Source organism: Acidisoma sp. L85 (assembly GCF_009765865.1).
Classification (GTDB): domain Bacteria; phylum Pseudomonadota; class Alphaproteobacteria; order Acetobacterales; family Acetobacteraceae; genus Acidisoma.
In genome coordinates this window covers 33,217-50,238 of the sequence record NZ_LMUQ01000012.1, presented here as the reverse complement: position 1 = coordinate 50,238, position 17,022 = coordinate 33,217, and the positions used below count along the sequence as shown (strand labels likewise).

The window sequence follows — 17,022 nt, the reverse complement described above, 5'->3', positions numbered from 1 at the left end:
CGGCGTGCCCCACAACTTCGGAGAGCCGCATGAATGTGACCTATGACTTCTCGGGCAAAACCGCGCTCATCATCGGTGGCACCAGCGGCATCGGTCGCGCCACGTCGCTCGCCTTCGCCCAAGCTGGCGCCAACGTCTTCGTCGCCGGCATCGGCGCCGCCGAGGGTGCCAGCCTAAAGGAGGAAATTGCTCGCACCACCAAGGTTGGGGTCGAGTTCTCCGAGGTCGATGTCCGTCGCGATGCCGAGGTCAAGGCGCTGGTGGAGCGCGCCGCCGCCCGTTTCGGCCGCATCGACATCGCCTTCAACAATGCCGGCATCCCCGGCAAGACCGCACTGGTTCACGAGCTGGACGAGGCGGATTTCGACCAGATCGTCGATGTGAACCTCAAGGGCATTTTCCTCGGCCTGAAATATCAGGTGCCGCACATGCTCGCGCATGGCGGTGGCGCGATCGTGAATACCTCGTCGTTGTTCGGTGTCATGGGCTTTGCCACCACGGCGGTTTATTGCGCGTCCAAATGGGGGGTGATTGGGCTGACCAATTCGGTGGCGCTGGAAGTCGCGAAGAAAAATATCCGCGTCAATGCCATCGCTCCCGGTTCCGTGATGACGCCGCTGCTCACCAATATGTTCGGCAGCGAGCAGGGGGCCAAGGACACGGTCATCCCCCTGATCCCGATGGGCCGCATCAGCGACCCGAAGGAAATCGCCCAGCTGGTGCTGTTCCTGAGCTCCGACGCCGCGTCCTTCATCACCGGGCAGGCGGTCGTTATTGACGGCGGCGGTTTCGTCGCGAATGCTTGAGTCCGAAGCTGGCCAATAGGCCGGCGCAAAGAAAACGGGAGAACGGTGCGATGGCGGATTATTCGATCTGGGTTATGGAATACGCCTATATGCCGACGGCGCCGATTACCGGCATCGTCTACGGCGCGCATAACCAGGGCACGCGGAAAATGCCCTATGGCTATGTCCTCATCAAAGGCCAGGGCACGACGGTCCTGGTGGATGTCGGCTACGACCATCACGCCTATGGCGAGACGCTAGGCAAGCTGTTCAACGTCCATGGCTGGCAGCCCGCCGATGTGGTGCTGAAGGAAGCGGGCGTGAAGCCGGAGGAGGTCGAGCACATCGTGCTCACCCACGCCCATTTCGACCACGCCGGCAATACTCACGCCTTCCCGAACGCCAAGTTCTATATCCAGGAGCGTGAGCTCTCGAAATGGATCTGGGCGATGGCGCTGGACCGGAAATTCCGCTGGCTCAATGTCGCGACCGATCCCGCCGATATCATGCGGATCGTTGATCTGGCGCGCCAGGGCCGCCTCGTGGCACTCGATGGCGACCGCGAGAACTTCCTGCCGAACATCGATATCCGCTCGGCGCCGGATACCCATACCTGGGGCTGCCAATATGTCGCCGTCCGCAACGATGGCGCGACCAAGAGCGAGGATACCTGGGTGCTGGCCGGCGATCTGGTCTACAGCTACCAGAACATGACCAGCCAGACACCGGACGACCCGTATTACGTGCCGGTCGGCCTCGCCATGGTCAGCCACACCAATCTGCTCTTCGCGACCGATGCGATGATCAAAGAGGCTGGCGGAGACTACAAGCGCGTCGTTCCGATCCATGACGAGGAGGTCAGAAACCTCTTCCCGTCACGAATCATCAAGGAAACCGGCCTGCGAATCAGCGAGATCGCGCTGGCTGATGGCGCGGTAAGTCTCGTCTCCTAAGTCTCTGCTGCCGGTCTACCAGCGGTTGACCGGCAGCAGAAGGATCTCGGCGATCTGCATCTGCGGCGGTTGATCCAATGCGAAAAGCACCGACCTCGCGACATCCGCGGGGTCGAGTGCCATGCGATACTGCTCGAAATACGCACGTTCGGCCTCGCGGTCGCCACGATAGCGTTTGACGATGATGTCGGTCCGGGTAAGGCCGGGCTGAATTTCCGTGATGCGGAGGCCGGTTTCCGCGAGATCGGCACGCAGCATTTCCGTGAAAGCCTTGGCGCCGGCCTTGCTGGCCGTGTAGGCGGCCATATCAGGCACCATCCGCACCGCGCTCACCGAAGTAATATTGACGATATCGCCGGCGTCACGCTTCACCATCGCCGGGATGACGCTGCGGGTGACGCGCATCATGCCTTTCAGGTTGGTGTCGATGATGCTGGCCCAGTCATCGGCCGAGCCCTGGTCGAAACGCGTGCGGCCGCCAACATCATGGCCCGCATTATTGACGAGTGTATGGAGCGGCAGGAATTCCGCGGGAATGCGATCGAGCAGGCTATCCACGGCGGCGGCATCCGTGACGTCCAGGGCGAGTGGCAGAACCTTGGGGCCTAAGCTGTCGGCCAGGATCTTCGCGGCGGCGGCATCGAAATCCCCGATGATGACCCTCTCGCCACGCGCGGCCAGTGCCTGAACGATCGCGCGGCCAATTCCGCCGGCTCCGCCTGTGACGAGTGTGCTACCCTCAAGCCGGCTGGACATGGCAATTCCTCCTGCGACGATTTATTTTCATGAGGATAGACTTTCGCTCTGCCGGAATGGCCTATTGTCGTGACTATAGCTGCTATGCCAGCCCACGCTATTTCTGGCCGCGTGACGCTGTGCGTACAGTCGCTCAACCATAATGGAACAGGGGGAGGGACCAGCGACGGAGTCGCCGGTCCATCGGTAATGCGAGCACCTACAGGAAAATGAGGGCCTTAGCAGGCCGCTTCAAGGTTACGCAGGAGGGCATCGTCTTCGCGCTGGCCTGTGTCCTTTTCCTGGGCTTCGCCGCGAGCCTGCATGGCTTCCTAACCTCCGGCAATATCATCGCTTTGGTCCGCAGCGTTTCGATCCTGGGCATGCTTGGTCTGGGCATGGGCCTCGTCGTGATCGGGCGGGGGATCGATCTTGCGATGATCGCCACGATGGTGGTCGCGGTTTCTTGGGCTTTCTCCCTGGCACAGACCGGGATGAACTTCGACCTTGCTTTGCTGGTCGGCGCGGGGTTCGTCATTGTCGTCGGCTGTATCACGGGAATCCTCGTGGCCTACGCCGATGTTCCGGCGATTTTTACGACGCTTGCCATGGGCCTCGCGGTCTATGGCGTGGGGCGCGCGTATTTCTTCAAGATCGACGTGCAGAACGTGCCCGACAATGCCGGCTGGTTCTCCTTCCTCGGCGTCGGCCGTGTGTTGGGCGTGCCGGTGCCGATCATCGCTTTCGCCATATTGGCGGCCATGGTCTATTTGCTCCTGCGCTGGACGCGCTTTGGCCGCTTCGTCTATGCGATCGGGGACAATCTGCTAGCCGCCCGTATCGCTGGCATTCCAGTCCGCAACCTCATCGTCGCGCAATATGTCGTCACCGGCCTGATCGCCTATGCGGCCGGGCTGGTAATGGCCGCATCCGTCGCCAGCATGAGCACGCGGATTTACAATTCGACGATGATCTATGACGTGCTGCTCGTCGTCGTGCTTGGCGGCGTGAGCCTCAGCGGGGGGCGGGGCAATGTACGCAGCGTGCTTGTCGGCACGCTTCTGGTTGGCGTGTTGCTGGATGGAATGACCATCCTCAACGTCTCCTATACCGAGCAAAATCTGGTCAAGAGCATCATCCTGCTGCTGGCACTGATTGCCGACAGCGTCATAAACCCCCGTGACGAGCAAACCGCGCAGCAGCAACAGGGCGATATCTGACGCGGCGCTGCAGCCCGCTCCGGTTCAACATCACTCGCTCCAACAATAAGAATAGGAGGATCCCATGCTTCGCCTCATCGCCTTCGTGCTGAGCGCCTTCTTCGCGATCAGCACGGCCTATGCGCAGGATGTCGGGCTGTCGAATGCGGCTCGCCGTGCGCCCTATTACGATGGCCTCAAGGGCAAGACTGTGGTCTTCGTGCCGCTTGCCATGGGCTTCGACCTGACGGAAGGCTGGGCCGCCATCATGCGTCGCCAGGCCGCTGATCTCGGCTACAAGTTCGAAATCCGCGACCCGAATTGGAGTACCGATGCCGGAACACGAGCGCTCACCTCGCTGATCGCGCAAAAGCCGGACCTCGTCATTGTCCATAACCCAGACGTGCAGTCCTATTCACGGCCGATCAAGCGTCTGGAGCAGGCTGGGATCAAGGTGCTGCAGGTCAATCTGGAATCCTCGCTCGCCACGGATTCCTATGTCGGCGCCGATTGGGTGAAGGTGGGTTATGTCGAGGCGGATGCGCTGGTGAAGCAATGCGGTCCCGGCACCTCCGGCAAGGTCGCCATCATGCAGGGCGTGCCGACGGCGGCCTCCAACCTCTATGAGCTCTTCGCCTATCACGACGTCTTCGGGAAGCATCCCAACATGAAGATCGTCTCCGAGCAGGCCGCGAACTACGATCCGGCCAAGGAACGCGCGATCATGGAGACGGTTCTGCAACAGAACCCGGATCTCTGCGGTGTCGTCGGCAATTGGGACAACCAGGATGTCGGTGCCGGCGCGGCTATCCAGCAGGCCGGCAAGACCGGAAAAGTCTATGTCGTGACCTCGGGCGGCGGCACCAAGGATGGCTGTGACAATATCCGCAAAGGCCTGCTCGATATGACCGTGAGCTACAATGTGCCGCTGCAGGGCGATATCCTCAACCAGCAGATTGTTGAGCTGTTGCTCTCTCCCGCCAAGGCCGGAACCGTCAAGAATACCTACTACACGCCGCTGACGATCCTCACGAAGGACAACCTAACGCCGCGCAATTGCTGGTCGCTGAGCGAGCTGAAATAGCCACCGGCTCATGCCCCAGAACGAGACCCTTGCGCGCCTGCGCTACCGCTATCTCCCCGACCATCTGGTCGGGGAGTTGCTGTCCAAGCGGTGGATCGACAACGCCATTCCGTTCATCGCGCTGATCGCGGTGATCGTTGTTTTCGGCGCGATCACGCCGGATTTCTTCGCACTCTCGAATCTGTCCGATCTCGGCCGTCAGATCGCCGAATTCGGGCTGGTTGTTCTGGGTCTTGCGATCGTCGTTATCTCGGGCGGCATCGATCTCTCCGTCGGTGCGGTCTTTTCGCTGTCCGTGTTGTTCGCACTGCTCGGTATCAACGTGTTGGGCTGGCCTATTCCGGTTGTCTGGGTCGCGACCCTGGCAATGGGCGCGGTCTGCGGCGCGTTGAATGGCTTCCTCGTCGGCTACATGCGGTTGCGCGCCTTCCTGACGACACTCGTCACACTCATCATCTTTCGCTCGATCTACGAGCTGGTTTTCCTCCATTTCTCGACCGCGCTGGTTTCCGGAAATGTCGATTCCGATCTGTGGGACTTTCTTGGTGCCGGCGCGGTCTTCGCCATTCCCTTTTCGCTGATCCTTTCGGTGGTCATCGCCATCGGCTGGCATATCGTGCTGTCGCGGATGCGGCCAGGGTGGCGATTGACGGCGGTCGGTGGCGCACGGCGGTCAGCCTATAATGCCGGCATCAATGTTCGCCGCACGGTGTTCTTTGCCTATGTGTGGTCGAGCGGGCTTTGTGCGCTGGCGGGGTTTCTGTTCGCCGCCCGGCTTGGCAGCACCGGTTCCGATACCGGCATCGGGTTGGAGGTCTCCGCGCTGACGGCCGTGGTGCTAGGTGGCAATTCGCTCGGCGGCGGGCGCGGCTCTGTCTCCAAGGCCATCATGGGCGCGTTGCTGGTGCTCATTCTGACCAATAGCCTCATCAACTTCGGCGTTACCGGGCCGGTGACTTCGATGATTCTGGGCTGCGTCCTGATCGGTGCGGTTTTCATCGATATGCGCTGGCTGAAGAACCGCGAGAAATGGCTGTCGAAGATCTACGTGTCTCCGGCCTATCTCACGCTGCCGCCGCCGCCGCGTACCACGGATCCCGGCTCGCCCTATGCGCTGAACGACAAGCTTCGCAACGTCGAGATTATCGGTCTCGGCGTGATCGAGGGTCCGGAAGACGTGATTCTCGACCGCGCCGACAACCTCTATTGCGGCACGCGCCAAGGCGACATCGTGCGCTTCTTCGGCCCGGACCATAAGCGGCACGAGGTTTTCGCGCATATCGGCGGCCATCCTTTGGGCATGGCTTTCGACCGAGCAGGCAATCTTCTCGTCTGTATCGGCGGCATGGGGCTATATCAGGTTTCGCCCGACAAAGTGGTGAGTAAGCTCACCGACGAGACCAACCGCAGCCTGCTCTCGGTCGTCGATGATTCGCGCCTGCGTCTGGCCGATGATCTCGATATCGCGCCGGACGGACGGGTCTATTTCAGCGAGGCGACGATCCGTTACGAGCAGGAGGATTGGGCGACCGACGCGCTGGAAAGCCGCGGCAATGGGCGAATGATTTGCTACGACCCGCGCAACGGGAGCACGCGTACCGAGATCCACAAGCTGGTTTTCGCCAATGGCGTCGTCACGGCGTCCGACGGCCAGTCTTTCCTTTTCGCCGAGAGCTGGACCTGTTCGATCAGCCGCTACTGGTTCGATGGGCCTAAAAAGGGCAAGCGCGAGCCGGTTCTGGCGAATCTTCCTGGCTATCCCGACAACATCAACCGATCGTCGGATGGCAATTACTGGGCGGCGCTGCTAGGGATGCGGACCCCCGCGCTCGATCTCGCGCTATCCATGCCAGGTTTCCGCCGCCGCATGGCGCGGCGTGTGGCGCCCGATCTTTGGCTATATCCGAATATCAATACGGGCTGCGTCATCCGCTTCAACGAACGTGGCGATATTCTCGAAAGCCTGTGGGATTTAGGTGGTGAGAACCATCCCATGATCACCTCGATGCGCGAGCACAGGGGCTATCTCTATCTCGGCGGCGTCTCGAACAACCGTATCGGTCGCTACAAGATTCCGGGCGCGGATCCGAATTGGTGCGCGCAGGATGCCTATTGGGGGGCGCCCTCGTGATCGGAGCTTTGCACCGGGCCTACGCGTCATTTCGTGGCTTCGACACGGCCGGAACCGCAGTGCCCGCGATGGATGGTCCCCTCACGCCCAATACGCAGCTGGATCAAGCGCCGATCCTGGGCCGCTTTCCTCGCCTCGACAATCTTCTCACGACGCCAGATGGGCTGATCGGATCGCAGGGTTCGGAGATCGTGTCGCTGGCCGCCGGTGACTTAGGTTGGACCTCACGCATCATCCGCACCTGTCCGAAGCCGGTAAGTTTTCTCGCGGTTGGCCCGAGCGGTGTGCTCGCGGTGGGACAGGACGGGGAGGGTGTGCTGCTGGTTGGTGGTCGGCACGACGGGAGGATGCTGATTGAGGTGGAAGGAGAACGGCTGAATTGTCCGACCGCCGGTGCTTTTCTCGGTGCGGATACATTGATCCTCGCGAATGGCTCCGCGATGCTGCCCGCCGCCGAGTGGAAGCGCGACCTCATGACCAAGGGTGCCAGCGGCAAACTCTGGCGTATTCCATTGACTGACGGCGGGAAGCCGATCGCTTTGGCCTCGGGTCTCTGCTTCCCCTCTGGCGTGGTATTGGGGGCGGATAGCGCGGTTTTCGTGTCGGAGGCTTGGCGGCACCGGGTCGTCATGCTGCAGGCTGCGCGGGCGACGCCGATTGTGACCGCGCTCGGCAAGCTTCCCGCCTATCCGGGTCGCATCTTGGCAGCGCAGGGTGGTGGCTTCTGGCTCGCGATGTTCGCACCGCGCAACCAGCTCGTGGAGTTTGTGCTGAAAGAGACGGCCTATCGCGACCGCATGATCGACACCATCGACACCGATCTCTGGATCGCGCCAGCGCTTTTCAGCGGCGTTACTTTTCTGGAACCGATCCAAGGTGGCGCACGCAAGAAGCTGAACACTCTGAAGCCGTGGTCGCCGTCCTGGTCCTATGGCCTCGTCGTGCGCTGCGATGAACGCATGCGGCCCATCGCGAGCTACCACAGCCGCGCGGATGGCCGGGTGCATGGGGTGACGTCTCTCGCGGAGCATGGTGACACGTTGATGGTCGGTGCGCAGGGCTCGGGCGTTCTGGTCGGACTGCCGCGCGACCCGCTTTTGAGCGGCTATCCCGCATGACGAAGGTTCTGGAACTGCGACGTGCCACGAAAGAGTTCAGGGGCGTTCCCGCCATCCGCAACATTGATTTCAATGTCGAGGCCGGTGAAATTCACGCGATCGTCGGCGAGAATGGCGCTGGGAAATCGACGCTGACGAAGATCCTCGCCGGCGTCTACCAGTTAAGTTCTGGCGAGATGCTGATCGACGGCGCGGCCGTCACGCTTGCCTCGCCATCGGAGGCAAAGCAGCGCGGAGTCGCGATGGTGTTTCAGGAAACCAACCTCGTGCCGTCGATGACGGTGGCACAGAACATCTATCTCGGCGAGGAGAAGATCTTCAACCGGCTGCGCGGTCTCTATATCCAAGCGCAACGCTTCCTGCTGTCGCTGAATTTCTACGTCGATCCCATGGCGCTGGTCTCGTCGCTGGGCGCTGCCAAAAAGCAGATGGTCGAAATCGCGCGCGCGGTGCATCACGAAGCCCGGCTCATCATCTTTGATGAGCCGACCGCGAGCCTAACACCCGAGGAGAAGTTTCACTTCTTCAATCTTGTACGTCGCCTCAAGGACAGCGGCACCTCCATCATTTTCATCAGCCACGCTCTGGAAGAAGCGCTTCTCCTGTCGGACCGCATCACCATCCTGCGCGATGGGGAGCTTGTGGTGACGGACGCTACCGCCAATTTCGACCGCGAGCGTATCGTGCATGGCATGGTGGGCCGCACCCTGTCGCATGAGCTTTACGACCAGGACAAGCCGCGGCGTGCCCGAGCCTATGGCGAGAGGGTATTGAGTGTGCAGAACCTGTCCATGGGCAGCATCGTCCGAAACACATCGTTTTCGATCTACGCGGGGCAGATCACAGGGTTTTTCGGCCTGGTCGGCGCCGGTCGTACTGAGACGATGAAGATCGTAAGCGGCGTGCTGAAGCGCGACTTCTTCCATGGCGGCTCCATCGAACTCGGCAACCGCCTCGTTCGCTACAGAACGCCACGGCCGGCGATCCTCGACGGCATAGTCTATGTTACTGAGGACCGCAAAGTGGAAGGCTTCTTCGAGACCATGTCGATCGCGGAGAATATCCAGATCGGCAATCTTGCGCGCGGTCTTAATCCGCTCGCTGTGGTTTCGATGACGGAGGCGCGGACTCTCGCCAGGCAATGGACCGAGCGGCTTGGTGTGCGAGCGATCGATGCGAGTGCGAAGATCATCGAGCTTTCGGGCGGTAATCAGCAGAAGGTCGTCATTGCCAAGGCCGCTGTCCAGGAACCCAAGGTCATCATCTTCGATGAGCCCACACGCGGTGTCGATGTCGGCGCGATTGCCGAGATCCACCGCTTCATCAATTCGCTGGCCGATCGCGGTATCGCCGTGGTCGTGATCTCATCCTATCTTCCAGAGATCATGGCACTTTCCGACCGCGTGCTGGTCGCTCGGCAAGGCCGGGTGGTTGAGGAACTGGATATCGCCCAGGCGACCGAGGAACGCATCATGTTCGCCGCAGTGCACTAGGCGTTCGTAGGTTTAGTCACTGAGGCACCTCATGCTGGGCTATGCCAAGCATGAGGTGCAAGTGCGGACCAGGTCAGGGCGGTCTTAGTGCCCGTAAGCCTTGTCCCAAACAACGTGACTGTACGCGCCGACCGGCTGTTTCGTGATCACCGGATCCGTCTTGTCGCTCATCAGAACATCAACCGTGCGCGCGTAGTCGGCCTCGTTCAGATAGCCAGCTTTGGCCTTGTCGGTTCCAAGAAGCTCGGCCACCGACTTCATCATGTGAGTCTGATGCGCGGCGTCGAGCACACCCGCTGTGTCATTCGCCATGACAATCTTGACGGCTTCCTCGGGATGGGCGGCGGCATACTCCCAGCCCTGCATCGACGCTTTCACGAACCGCGCGAGCGCATCCACTTTTGTCGGATCCTTGAGCTCTGCATCCGAGGTATAAAGCCCATCCTCCAGCATCGCGACGCCTTCGTTCTGATATTTAAATACCAACAGTTGCTCGGGCGTCATGCCGGCCTCGATGAGCTGCCAGTATTCATTGTAGGTCATCGTCGAGATGCAGGCAGCCTGCTTCTGCAACAGCGGCTGAACGTTGAAGCCCTGCTTAAGGACGGTGACATCTGGGTTCGATCCCTCAGTCGTGTAGCCGAGCTTTCCCATCCAGGCGAGGAAGGGATATTGGTTGCCGGCAAACCACACGCCCAGCGTCTTTCCCTTGAAATCGGCGGGCTTGGTGATGCCGCTATCTTTCCGGCAGGGGAGTTCCAGTCCCGCATTCTCGAAAACCTGAGCGATATTCACTAACGGAACGCCTTTCTCCCGCGCCGCCAAGGCATCAGGCATCCAATCGACGATGACATCCGCGCCACCTGCCGCGATCACCTGCGACGGGTTGATGTCCGGCCCGCCCGGCTTGATCGTGACGTCGAGATTGGCCGCCTTGTAGTAGCCCTCGGCCGCCGCGACGTAGTAGCCGGCGAATTGCGCCTGCGTGACCCATTTGAGTTGCAAGGTCAGATGGTCCGCGGCCTGTGCCTGGGCGGCGAGGCCCAGTGCCATGACGCCTGCGAGAAGGATTTTCTTCATCGAACGATCTCCTTGAACTCAGCTTGGGTTGCGGAAGGACGGGTGCCAGAACGTGACCGCCCGCTCGGCCAGCGCGAGTAGCGCGAAGGATAGCGAACCGGTCAGCGCGGCGATGGTGATGGTGGCCCAGACGACATCGAGGTTGAGGCTGGCGGCGGCGGTGGAGATGCGGAATCCCATGCCGAAAACCGGCGAACCGAAGAACTCCGCGACGACGGCGCCGATCAGCGCCAACGTCGAATTCAACTTGAGTGCGGTAAAGATATGCGGCAGCGCCGCCGGCAACCGCAGTTTCAGGAGTGTCAGCCAGTAGCCGGCCGCGTAGCTCGTCATGAGGTCGCGCTCCAGCGCGCCGCTTTCGGCGAGGCCGGCCGTGGTGTTCACCAGCATCGGAAAGATTGTCATGGCGACGACAACAGCGGCTTTGGACTGCCAGCCGAAGCCGAACCACATCACCGCAATGGGCGCGACACCGACAATGGGCATCGCGCTGATAAGACCGCCAAGCGGCAGCAATCCGCGCTTGAGGAAAGCCGAGCGGTCGATCGCGAGCGCCGCCAAAAAGCCGAAGCCACAGCCGATCACGTAGCCGGGAATGACGGAACGCACGAAGGTCTGCACGAAATCGCGCCGCAACATCGCGGTGTGCGAAAACAAGGCAGAGACGACTTCCGTCGGCGCGGGCAAGAGGATGCGTGGAATATGGAAGCCCATGACGGCGGCTTGCCAAAGCCAGATCAGCAACAGTCCGAAAATCGCCGGTGTCGCTAGCCGGGCGGTGCGTGTGTCGGATCGCGATAGCCGGGCCATCGCCCAGAGTGCCGCGATCGTGAGGAGAAGGCTGACGAGTGCGATCGTCACAGCCGTCCGCCTCGCCAGGCGCGCAATCCGGCTTCGGCTAGCGCCGTCACACCAAGAAGGCTCGCCGAAAGCAGAGCCGCCATCACCAACGTCGCCCAGATCATGAGCGTCTGACCGTAGTAGCTTCCGGCCAGCAGCCGCGCGCCAAGGCCCGCTTGCGCGCCCGTCGGCAATTCCGCGACAATCGCGCCCATGACGGAGAGTGCCACGGAAACGCGCAGTGCGGGGAACAGGAAAGCGACGGAGGCGGGGAGGCGGAGCTTGGCGAAGACCTGCTGGCCCGAGGCTGAATAGGTGCGCATGAGGTCGAACTGAATGCTGTCCGGCGCGCGCAGCCCTGTGACCATGCCGACAACGATGGGGAAGAAGGCGAGATAGCCGGAGATCGCGGCTTTCGGTGGTAGTCCGCTCAAACCAAGGTTTCCAAGCACCACAACAACCATAGGCGCGATCGCGAGGATCGGGATGGTCTGGCTAGCGATGACCCACGGCATCAGCGAACGGTCGAGCACGCGGAAATGCACGATGCCGACAGCGATCGCGACACCCAGCACAATCGCGAAGGCAAGTCCGACGAGCGCCGCCTCTGCGGTTACACCTGCGTGATAGAGCAGATTGCGCGGCGAGGTGACCGGCCAGCCGAAAACGCTGGTTCCCAATGTGGCCGCGACCTGGTCCGGCCGTGGCAGCAGCGCGGTGCCGATGATGGCGGAGATCGCGTACCAAAGCACAACGGCCGCGACAGCGACAACGAATACGGGAAAGGCCGTGTCGACTGCGCGTCGCAGGCCGCTCTGCTCACGCGTCATGAGTTTCGGCCGCTGCCGCCGGGGGTGAGAGCTTTTGCTGAACTAGTCATAGGAATGTCCCGCCCTCAACGCCTCCCGCACCCGGTGAGCGACGCGCAAGAATTCCGCGCTCTCGCGCATGTCGAGATCGCGCTCGGCGGGAAGGTCGCTTTCGATGATCTCGATAACGCGGCCGGGGCGCGGCGACATCACGACGATGCGCGTGGACAGAAAAACCGCCTCGGGAATGGAATGCGTCACGAAAACGCAGGTGAGGCCGGAGCGGCGCCAAAGTTCGTGCAAGTGCAGGTTCAAGCCGTCGCGCGTGATTTCATCCAGCGCACCAAAAGGCTCATCCATCAGCAGTAGCGCGGGCTCGAAGCTGAGTGCCCGTGCGATGGAGGCGCGTTGCTGCATGCCGCCGGAAAGCTGCCAGGGAAACTTCCGCGCGAAATCGCCAAGACCGACGAGGCCCAGGTAATGCGCGGCCCGGCGGCGTTGCTCGGCTTTCGGCAGGCCCATGATTTCCAGAGGCAGCATCACGTTCCGCTCGACGCTGCGCCAAGGGTAGAGGGCCGGCGCCTGGAACACGTAGCCGTAGCTGCGGGCGCGTCGCGCATCGCCGGGAGTCATGCCGTTGACCATCAGACTGCCGCGGCTCGGCGGCACGAGATCGGCGACGGCACGCAGCAGCGTGGTTTTGCCACAGCCCGAAGGGCCAATCAGCGACACGAAGTCGCCATGCGTGAAACTCAGGGAAACATCCGACAGCGCGACCATGCTGCCGAAGTCGATCGAGAGGTCCCGCGCGACGACGACAGGCGCGGCAGGGGCGGATTGCGGCGGCGGAGAGCGGGCGGCGAGTTCGGCCTCGCTCACCGATCGCGTGGCCCGTAGAGCCGCGCATCGGTGTCGAGCACGGCCGCAAGCAGGACGTTGGCGCCCGCCGCGACGTCCCCGGGCTCCGCCTTTTCCAGCTCGTTGTGGCTGATGCCTTTTTCACACGGCACGAAGATCATCGTGGTTGGTGCGACCCGCGCGATATAGGCCGCGTCATGTCCAGCGCCGGAAGTGATGCGGCGCGAGGAATAGCCGAGCGCCTCCGACGCGGCGGCGACCGAGGATACGCAGGCTTCGTCGAAATGCACCGCGGGCGAATCCCAGATGCGGTCGAAGGTAAAGGTGATGCGGGTGCCGGCGACTGTTTCGTCCAGGGCATGCCGGAGGTCGGCTTCCATCGCCGCGACCACGGTATCCTGCGGGTGGCGCAGGTCGATCGAGAAGAACACTTCGCCCGGAATAACGTTGCGGCTATTCGGACGAGCCTCGATCAGGCCGACGGTCGCCACAGCATCAGGCGCATGAGCGAGCCCGACCGATTGCACCGCCGCGATCATGCGCGCAGTCGCGACCAGCGCATCCTGGCGCAGATGCATCGGCGTGCTGCCCGCGTGGCAATCCATGCCCGTCACCGTCACCTCATACCAGCGCATGCCCTGCACGCCGGTGACGATTCCGATCGTGCGTTCCTCGGCCTCCAGTATGGGACCTTGCTCGATATGCAGCTCGAAGAAGGCGCCGAGTTTACGGGCGCCGCAGGGTTCGTCGCCCTTGTAGCCGATGCGGATAAGTTCATCGCCGAAACGCTTGCCCTCGCGATCCTCGCGGTCATAGGCGTAGTCCGGCGTGAAGGCACCCGCGAAAACACCGGAAGACAGCATGGCGGGGGCGAAGCGAGAGCCTTCCTCGTTGGTCCAGTTGATGACCTCGAGCGGCGCATTCGTCTCGACACCCGCATCATTGAGGCTGCGCAGCACTTCCAGACCCGACAGCACACCGATGACGCCATCGAATTTGCCGCCGGTCGGCTGGGTATCGAGATGACTCCCCATGGCGATGGGCGGCAGGCTATTGTCCCGCCCTGGGCGCCGTGCGCTGATATTCCCAAGCGTGTCGATGCTGACGCTGCAGCCGGCGTTCTCGCAGCGGGCGACGAACCAGTTCCGCACCTCGCGATCCAGATCGGTCAGCGTCAGCCGCTTGATGCCACCCTTTTCGGTGGCGCCGATCGCCGCCGTTTCCATGATGCTGGCCCAGAGCCGGTCGGCATCGATGCGAAGATTACCGGCGCCTACACTGGTCATACCGAGGCGACTTCCGGCTTGGCGCGCATCGGATTGCTCGGATGGTTCGTCCAGGTGAGTTTCGGCCGGTCGCTATATTCCGGAACCATCGTGATGCAGCCTTCGACGGGGCAGATGTGATGGCACAGGTTGCAACCGACGCATTCCGCGTCGATCACCTCATAGGCGCGGTTGGTGCCCTTGGCATAAGCGGCGATGGCCTGATGCGCGGTATCCTCGCAGGCGATATGACACAGCCCACAACCGATGCAGAGGTCGGGATCGATATGCGCGACGGTACGCCAGTCGAGATTTAGGTCTTGCCAATGCACGTAATTCGGAATCGCGCGACCCTGGAAGGCGCGCAGGTCCTCGTAACCTTTCTCGTCCATCCAATTCGACAAACCATCGACCATATCGTCAATGATGCGAAAGCCGTGATGCATCGCGGCGGTGCAGACCTGGACGGAACCGGCGCCCAACGCGATGAATTCCGCCGCGTCGCGCCAGGTGGAGACGCCGCCGATGCCGGAGATCGGCAACCCGGCGGTTTCCCCGTCGCGGGCGATATCGCCCACCATCCGCAACGCGATCGGCTTGACCGCTGGTCCGCAATAGCCGCCATGGGTGCCGAGGCCGTCCACCACCGGCGTCGGCGCCATGAGGTCGAGATCGACCGAGACGATCGATTGCACCGTGTTGATGAGCGATACGGCATCCGCGCCACCGCGCTTCGCGGCGCGCGCCGGTTGCAGAATGTCGCTGATATTCGGTGTGAGTTTCACGATCACCGGCAAGCGCGAGTATTGCTTGCACCAGCGCGTGACCATCTCGACGTATTCGGGAACCTGCCCGACCGCCGCGCCCATGCCGCGCTCCGACATGCCATGCGGACAGCCGAAATTCAGTTCGAGTCCGTCGGCACCGGTATCCTCGACACGAGCGAGTATCGCTTTCCAGCTGTCTTCCTCGCAGGGCACCATGAGACTCACGATCAGCGCGCGATCCGGCCAGTCGCGCTTGACCTCCTTGATCTCCTGCAAATTCAGTTCGAGCGGCCGGTCGGTGATGAGTTCGATATTGTTCATCCCAGCCAGCCTCTGGCCATTGTAAGATACGCCGCCATAACGGCTGCTCACATTCACGACCGGCGGATCTTCGCCCAGCGTCTTCCAAACTACGCCGCCCCAGCCCGCGCGAAATGCGCGCACCACGTTATAGGCTTTGTCGGTCGGCGGGGCGGAGGCGAGCCAGAAAGGATTGGGCGAGCGGATGCCGGCGAAGTTGGTGCGAAGATCAGCCACGGTCGGTCACTCCCTCGGCGAGGAATGCAGCAATCCCACGCGCCGCACGCTTGCCGTCCTCGACCGCTTGCACCGTCAAATCATGGCCTTCGACGCAATCTCCGCCAGCGAAAACACCCGGAATGGAGGTTTGCCGCTTGACGGGGTCGATGACGATGCGCCCGGAATTGATGTCTGGCGCGATGTCGTGAAACTCCTGCTGGAAGTTCTGTCCCACGGCCTTTAGAACCATATCGGCCTCCAGGCTGAACTGCGCGCCCGTCGGTTGCAAGCCGCCGCCTACCGAGGGCGCCATCCGCGCAAACGTCACGCGCTGCACGTGATCTTCGCCCTCGAAGCCAACCGGCGCGGCCCAGAAGCGGAAAGCGACGTTGTTGGTTTGCGCCCAATCCTGTTCCGCCGTCGTCGCCGACATCTCCGCGCGGCCGCGACGATAGACTAGTGTGACGACCTCGGCGCCGAGACGTTTCGCCTGGGTCGCCGCGTCGATCGCGGTATTGCCGCCGCCGATCACCACGACACGGCGCCCCACCGGCACAGTCGCGAAATCGCCGGACTGACGAAGCGCCGCGATGAAATCCACGGCGTTCATAATGCCGGGCAAGCTCTCGGCCTCCAGCGCGAGTGATTTTACGCCCGCCTGTCCGATGCCGAGAAAAACCGCATCATATTCCACACGCAGTTGCGACAAATGCAGGTCGCGTCCGAGTGTCCGCTCGTTGACGATCGTGATTCCGCCAATGTCGAGCACGAATTCAACCTCGCGGGCGGCGAAGTCATCGGCCATCTTATAGGCGGCGATCCCGAATTCGTTGAGGCCACCGGGCTTCGGCCGGCTCTCGAAAATTGTGACGTCGTGGCCCTGGCGCGCCAAGGCATGCGCGCAGGAAAGACCGGCGGGTCCGGCGCCCACCACGGCAACGTGCCGGCCTGTCTCGGCGGGGCGCGTAAATGGATGCGCCGCCTGCGCGAAAACGTGATCGGTGGCGACCCGCTGCAGCGCACCAATTTCGACTGGCTTGCCCTGCTGCGCCGTGCGCACACAGGCACCCTCGCAAAGAATTTCCGTCGGGCAAACACGCGCGCAAGTTCCACCGAGAATATTCGCGTCGAGGATGCGCTGGCCAGCCCCAGTCATATTTCCGGTGACGATACCCCGGATGAAGCCTGGGATGTCGATCGCGGTCGGGCAGGCCGTCACGCAAGGGGCATCGTGGCAGAAATAGCAACGTTCCGCCTCGACTTTGGCGGCGTCATGGGAGAGGGGGGGGTGGAGGTCGGCGAAGGCATGGGCCAGCGCCTCGCGAGACAAGGGGGAGGGGGCGAAATCGGCACTTGGTGCCTCGTCAATCGCCTCGCTCATGCGTC

Annotated in this window: 15 protein-coding genes; 7 read left to right on the top strand and 8 right to left on the bottom strand. The window is 62.1% G+C overall.

All coding sequences use genetic code 11. The features are described 5' to 3' along the window. The first annotated feature begins 29 nt into the window (after window positions 1-29). Together GSQ83_RS01695 and GSQ83_RS01690 are read left to right on the top strand one after the other, a co-directional pair. A complete protein-coding gene (locus tag GSQ83_RS01695) occupies window positions 30-806 on the top strand; it encodes an SDR family NAD(P)-dependent oxidoreductase (protein ID WP_158800983.1) in 777 nt (258 codons plus the stop codon). 50 nt (window positions 807-856) lie between these two features. Next, the gene (locus GSQ83_RS01690; RefSeq protein ID WP_158800982.1) at window positions 857-1,738 is read left to right on the top strand and encodes an N-acyl homoserine lactonase family protein; all 882 of its coding nucleotides are present in this window, start codon (window positions 857-859) and stop codon (window positions 1,736-1,738) included. A 15-nt stretch (window positions 1,739-1,753) separates the two neighbouring features. On the opposite strand, the gene GSQ83_RS01685 is transcribed toward GSQ83_RS01690, so the two are convergent. After that, window positions 1,754-2,494: an SDR family oxidoreductase gene (locus GSQ83_RS01685; protein WP_158800981.1), complete on the bottom strand. Its 741-nt coding sequence runs from the start codon at window positions 2,492-2,494 to the stop codon at window positions 1,754-1,756. Between the two features lie 209 nt (window positions 2,495-2,703). On the opposite strand from GSQ83_RS01685, the gene GSQ83_RS01680 reads away from it, so the two are divergent. The 5 genes from GSQ83_RS01680 to GSQ83_RS01660 all read left to right on the top strand — a co-directional run bounded on the left by GSQ83_RS01680 (window position 2,704) and on the right by GSQ83_RS01660 (window position 9,498). Continuing rightward, a complete protein-coding gene (locus tag GSQ83_RS01680) occupies window positions 2,704-3,693 on the top strand; it encodes an ABC transporter permease (protein ID WP_158800980.1) in 990 nt (329 codons plus the stop codon). 64 nt (window positions 3,694-3,757) lie between these two features. Further along, window positions 3,758-4,756, top strand: coding sequence for a sugar ABC transporter substrate-binding protein (locus GSQ83_RS01675; RefSeq protein WP_158800979.1), 999 nt, complete (start codon window positions 3,758-3,760; stop codon window positions 4,754-4,756). 10 nt (window positions 4,757-4,766) lie between these two features. Next, window positions 4,767-6,887 (top strand): ABC transporter permease subunit, encoded by a 2,121-nt coding sequence (locus GSQ83_RS01670; RefSeq protein ID WP_158800978.1) that lies wholly within the window; start codon window positions 4,767-4,769, stop codon window positions 6,885-6,887. Beyond that, window positions 6,869-8,005, top strand: coding sequence for a hypothetical protein (locus GSQ83_RS01665; protein WP_158800977.1), 1,137 nt, complete (start codon window positions 6,869-6,871; stop codon window positions 8,003-8,005). Before GSQ83_RS01670 ends, GSQ83_RS01665 begins: the two co-directional genes overlap by 19 nt. Beyond that, window positions 8,002-9,498, top strand: coding sequence for a sugar ABC transporter ATP-binding protein (locus GSQ83_RS01660; protein ID WP_158800976.1), 1,497 nt, complete (start codon window positions 8,002-8,004; stop codon window positions 9,496-9,498). The genes GSQ83_RS01665 and GSQ83_RS01660 overlap by 4 nt, the downstream gene beginning before the upstream one ends. Window positions 9,499-9,582: 84 nt before the next feature. Here GSQ83_RS01660 and GSQ83_RS01655 read toward each other — a convergent pair whose 3' ends face one another. From GSQ83_RS01655 to GSQ83_RS01625, 7 genes are all read right to left on the bottom strand, one after another. Next, window positions 9,583-10,578, bottom strand: coding sequence for an ABC transporter substrate-binding protein (locus GSQ83_RS01655; RefSeq protein ID WP_158800975.1), 996 nt, complete (start codon window positions 10,576-10,578; stop codon window positions 9,583-9,585). Between the two features lie 18 nt (window positions 10,579-10,596). Further along, complete coding sequence (locus GSQ83_RS01650; RefSeq protein WP_254065447.1) at window positions 10,597-11,439, bottom strand: ABC transporter permease; 843 nt, start codon at window positions 11,437-11,439, stop codon at window positions 10,597-10,599. Further along, entirely contained in the window at window positions 11,436-12,248 is an 813-nt protein-coding gene (locus GSQ83_RS01645; RefSeq protein ID WP_158800974.1) for an ABC transporter permease, read from the bottom strand. The genes GSQ83_RS01650 and GSQ83_RS01645 overlap by 4 nt, the downstream gene beginning before the upstream one ends. 42 nt (window positions 12,249-12,290) lie before the next feature. Next, window positions 12,291-13,007 (bottom strand): ABC transporter ATP-binding protein, encoded by a 717-nt coding sequence (locus GSQ83_RS01640; protein WP_158801091.1) that lies wholly within the window; start codon window positions 13,005-13,007, stop codon window positions 12,291-12,293. Window positions 13,008-13,102: 95 nt separating this feature from the next. After that, entirely contained in the window at window positions 13,103-14,371 is a 1,269-nt protein-coding gene (locus GSQ83_RS01635; RefSeq protein WP_158800973.1) for a Zn-dependent hydrolase, read from the bottom strand. Then, window positions 14,368-15,654: an NAD-dependent dihydropyrimidine dehydrogenase subunit PreA gene (gene preA / locus GSQ83_RS01630; RefSeq protein WP_158800972.1), complete on the bottom strand. Its 1,287-nt coding sequence runs from the start codon at window positions 15,652-15,654 to the stop codon at window positions 14,368-14,370. Before preA ends, GSQ83_RS01635 begins: the two co-directional genes overlap by 4 nt. Next, on the bottom strand, window positions 15,647-17,017 hold the full coding sequence (locus tag GSQ83_RS01625; protein ID WP_158800971.1) for an NAD(P)-dependent oxidoreductase: 1,371 nt from the start codon (window positions 17,015-17,017) through the stop codon (window positions 15,647-15,649). Before GSQ83_RS01625 ends, preA begins: the two co-directional genes overlap by 8 nt. Between the last annotated feature and the right edge of the window lie 5 nt (window positions 17,018-17,022).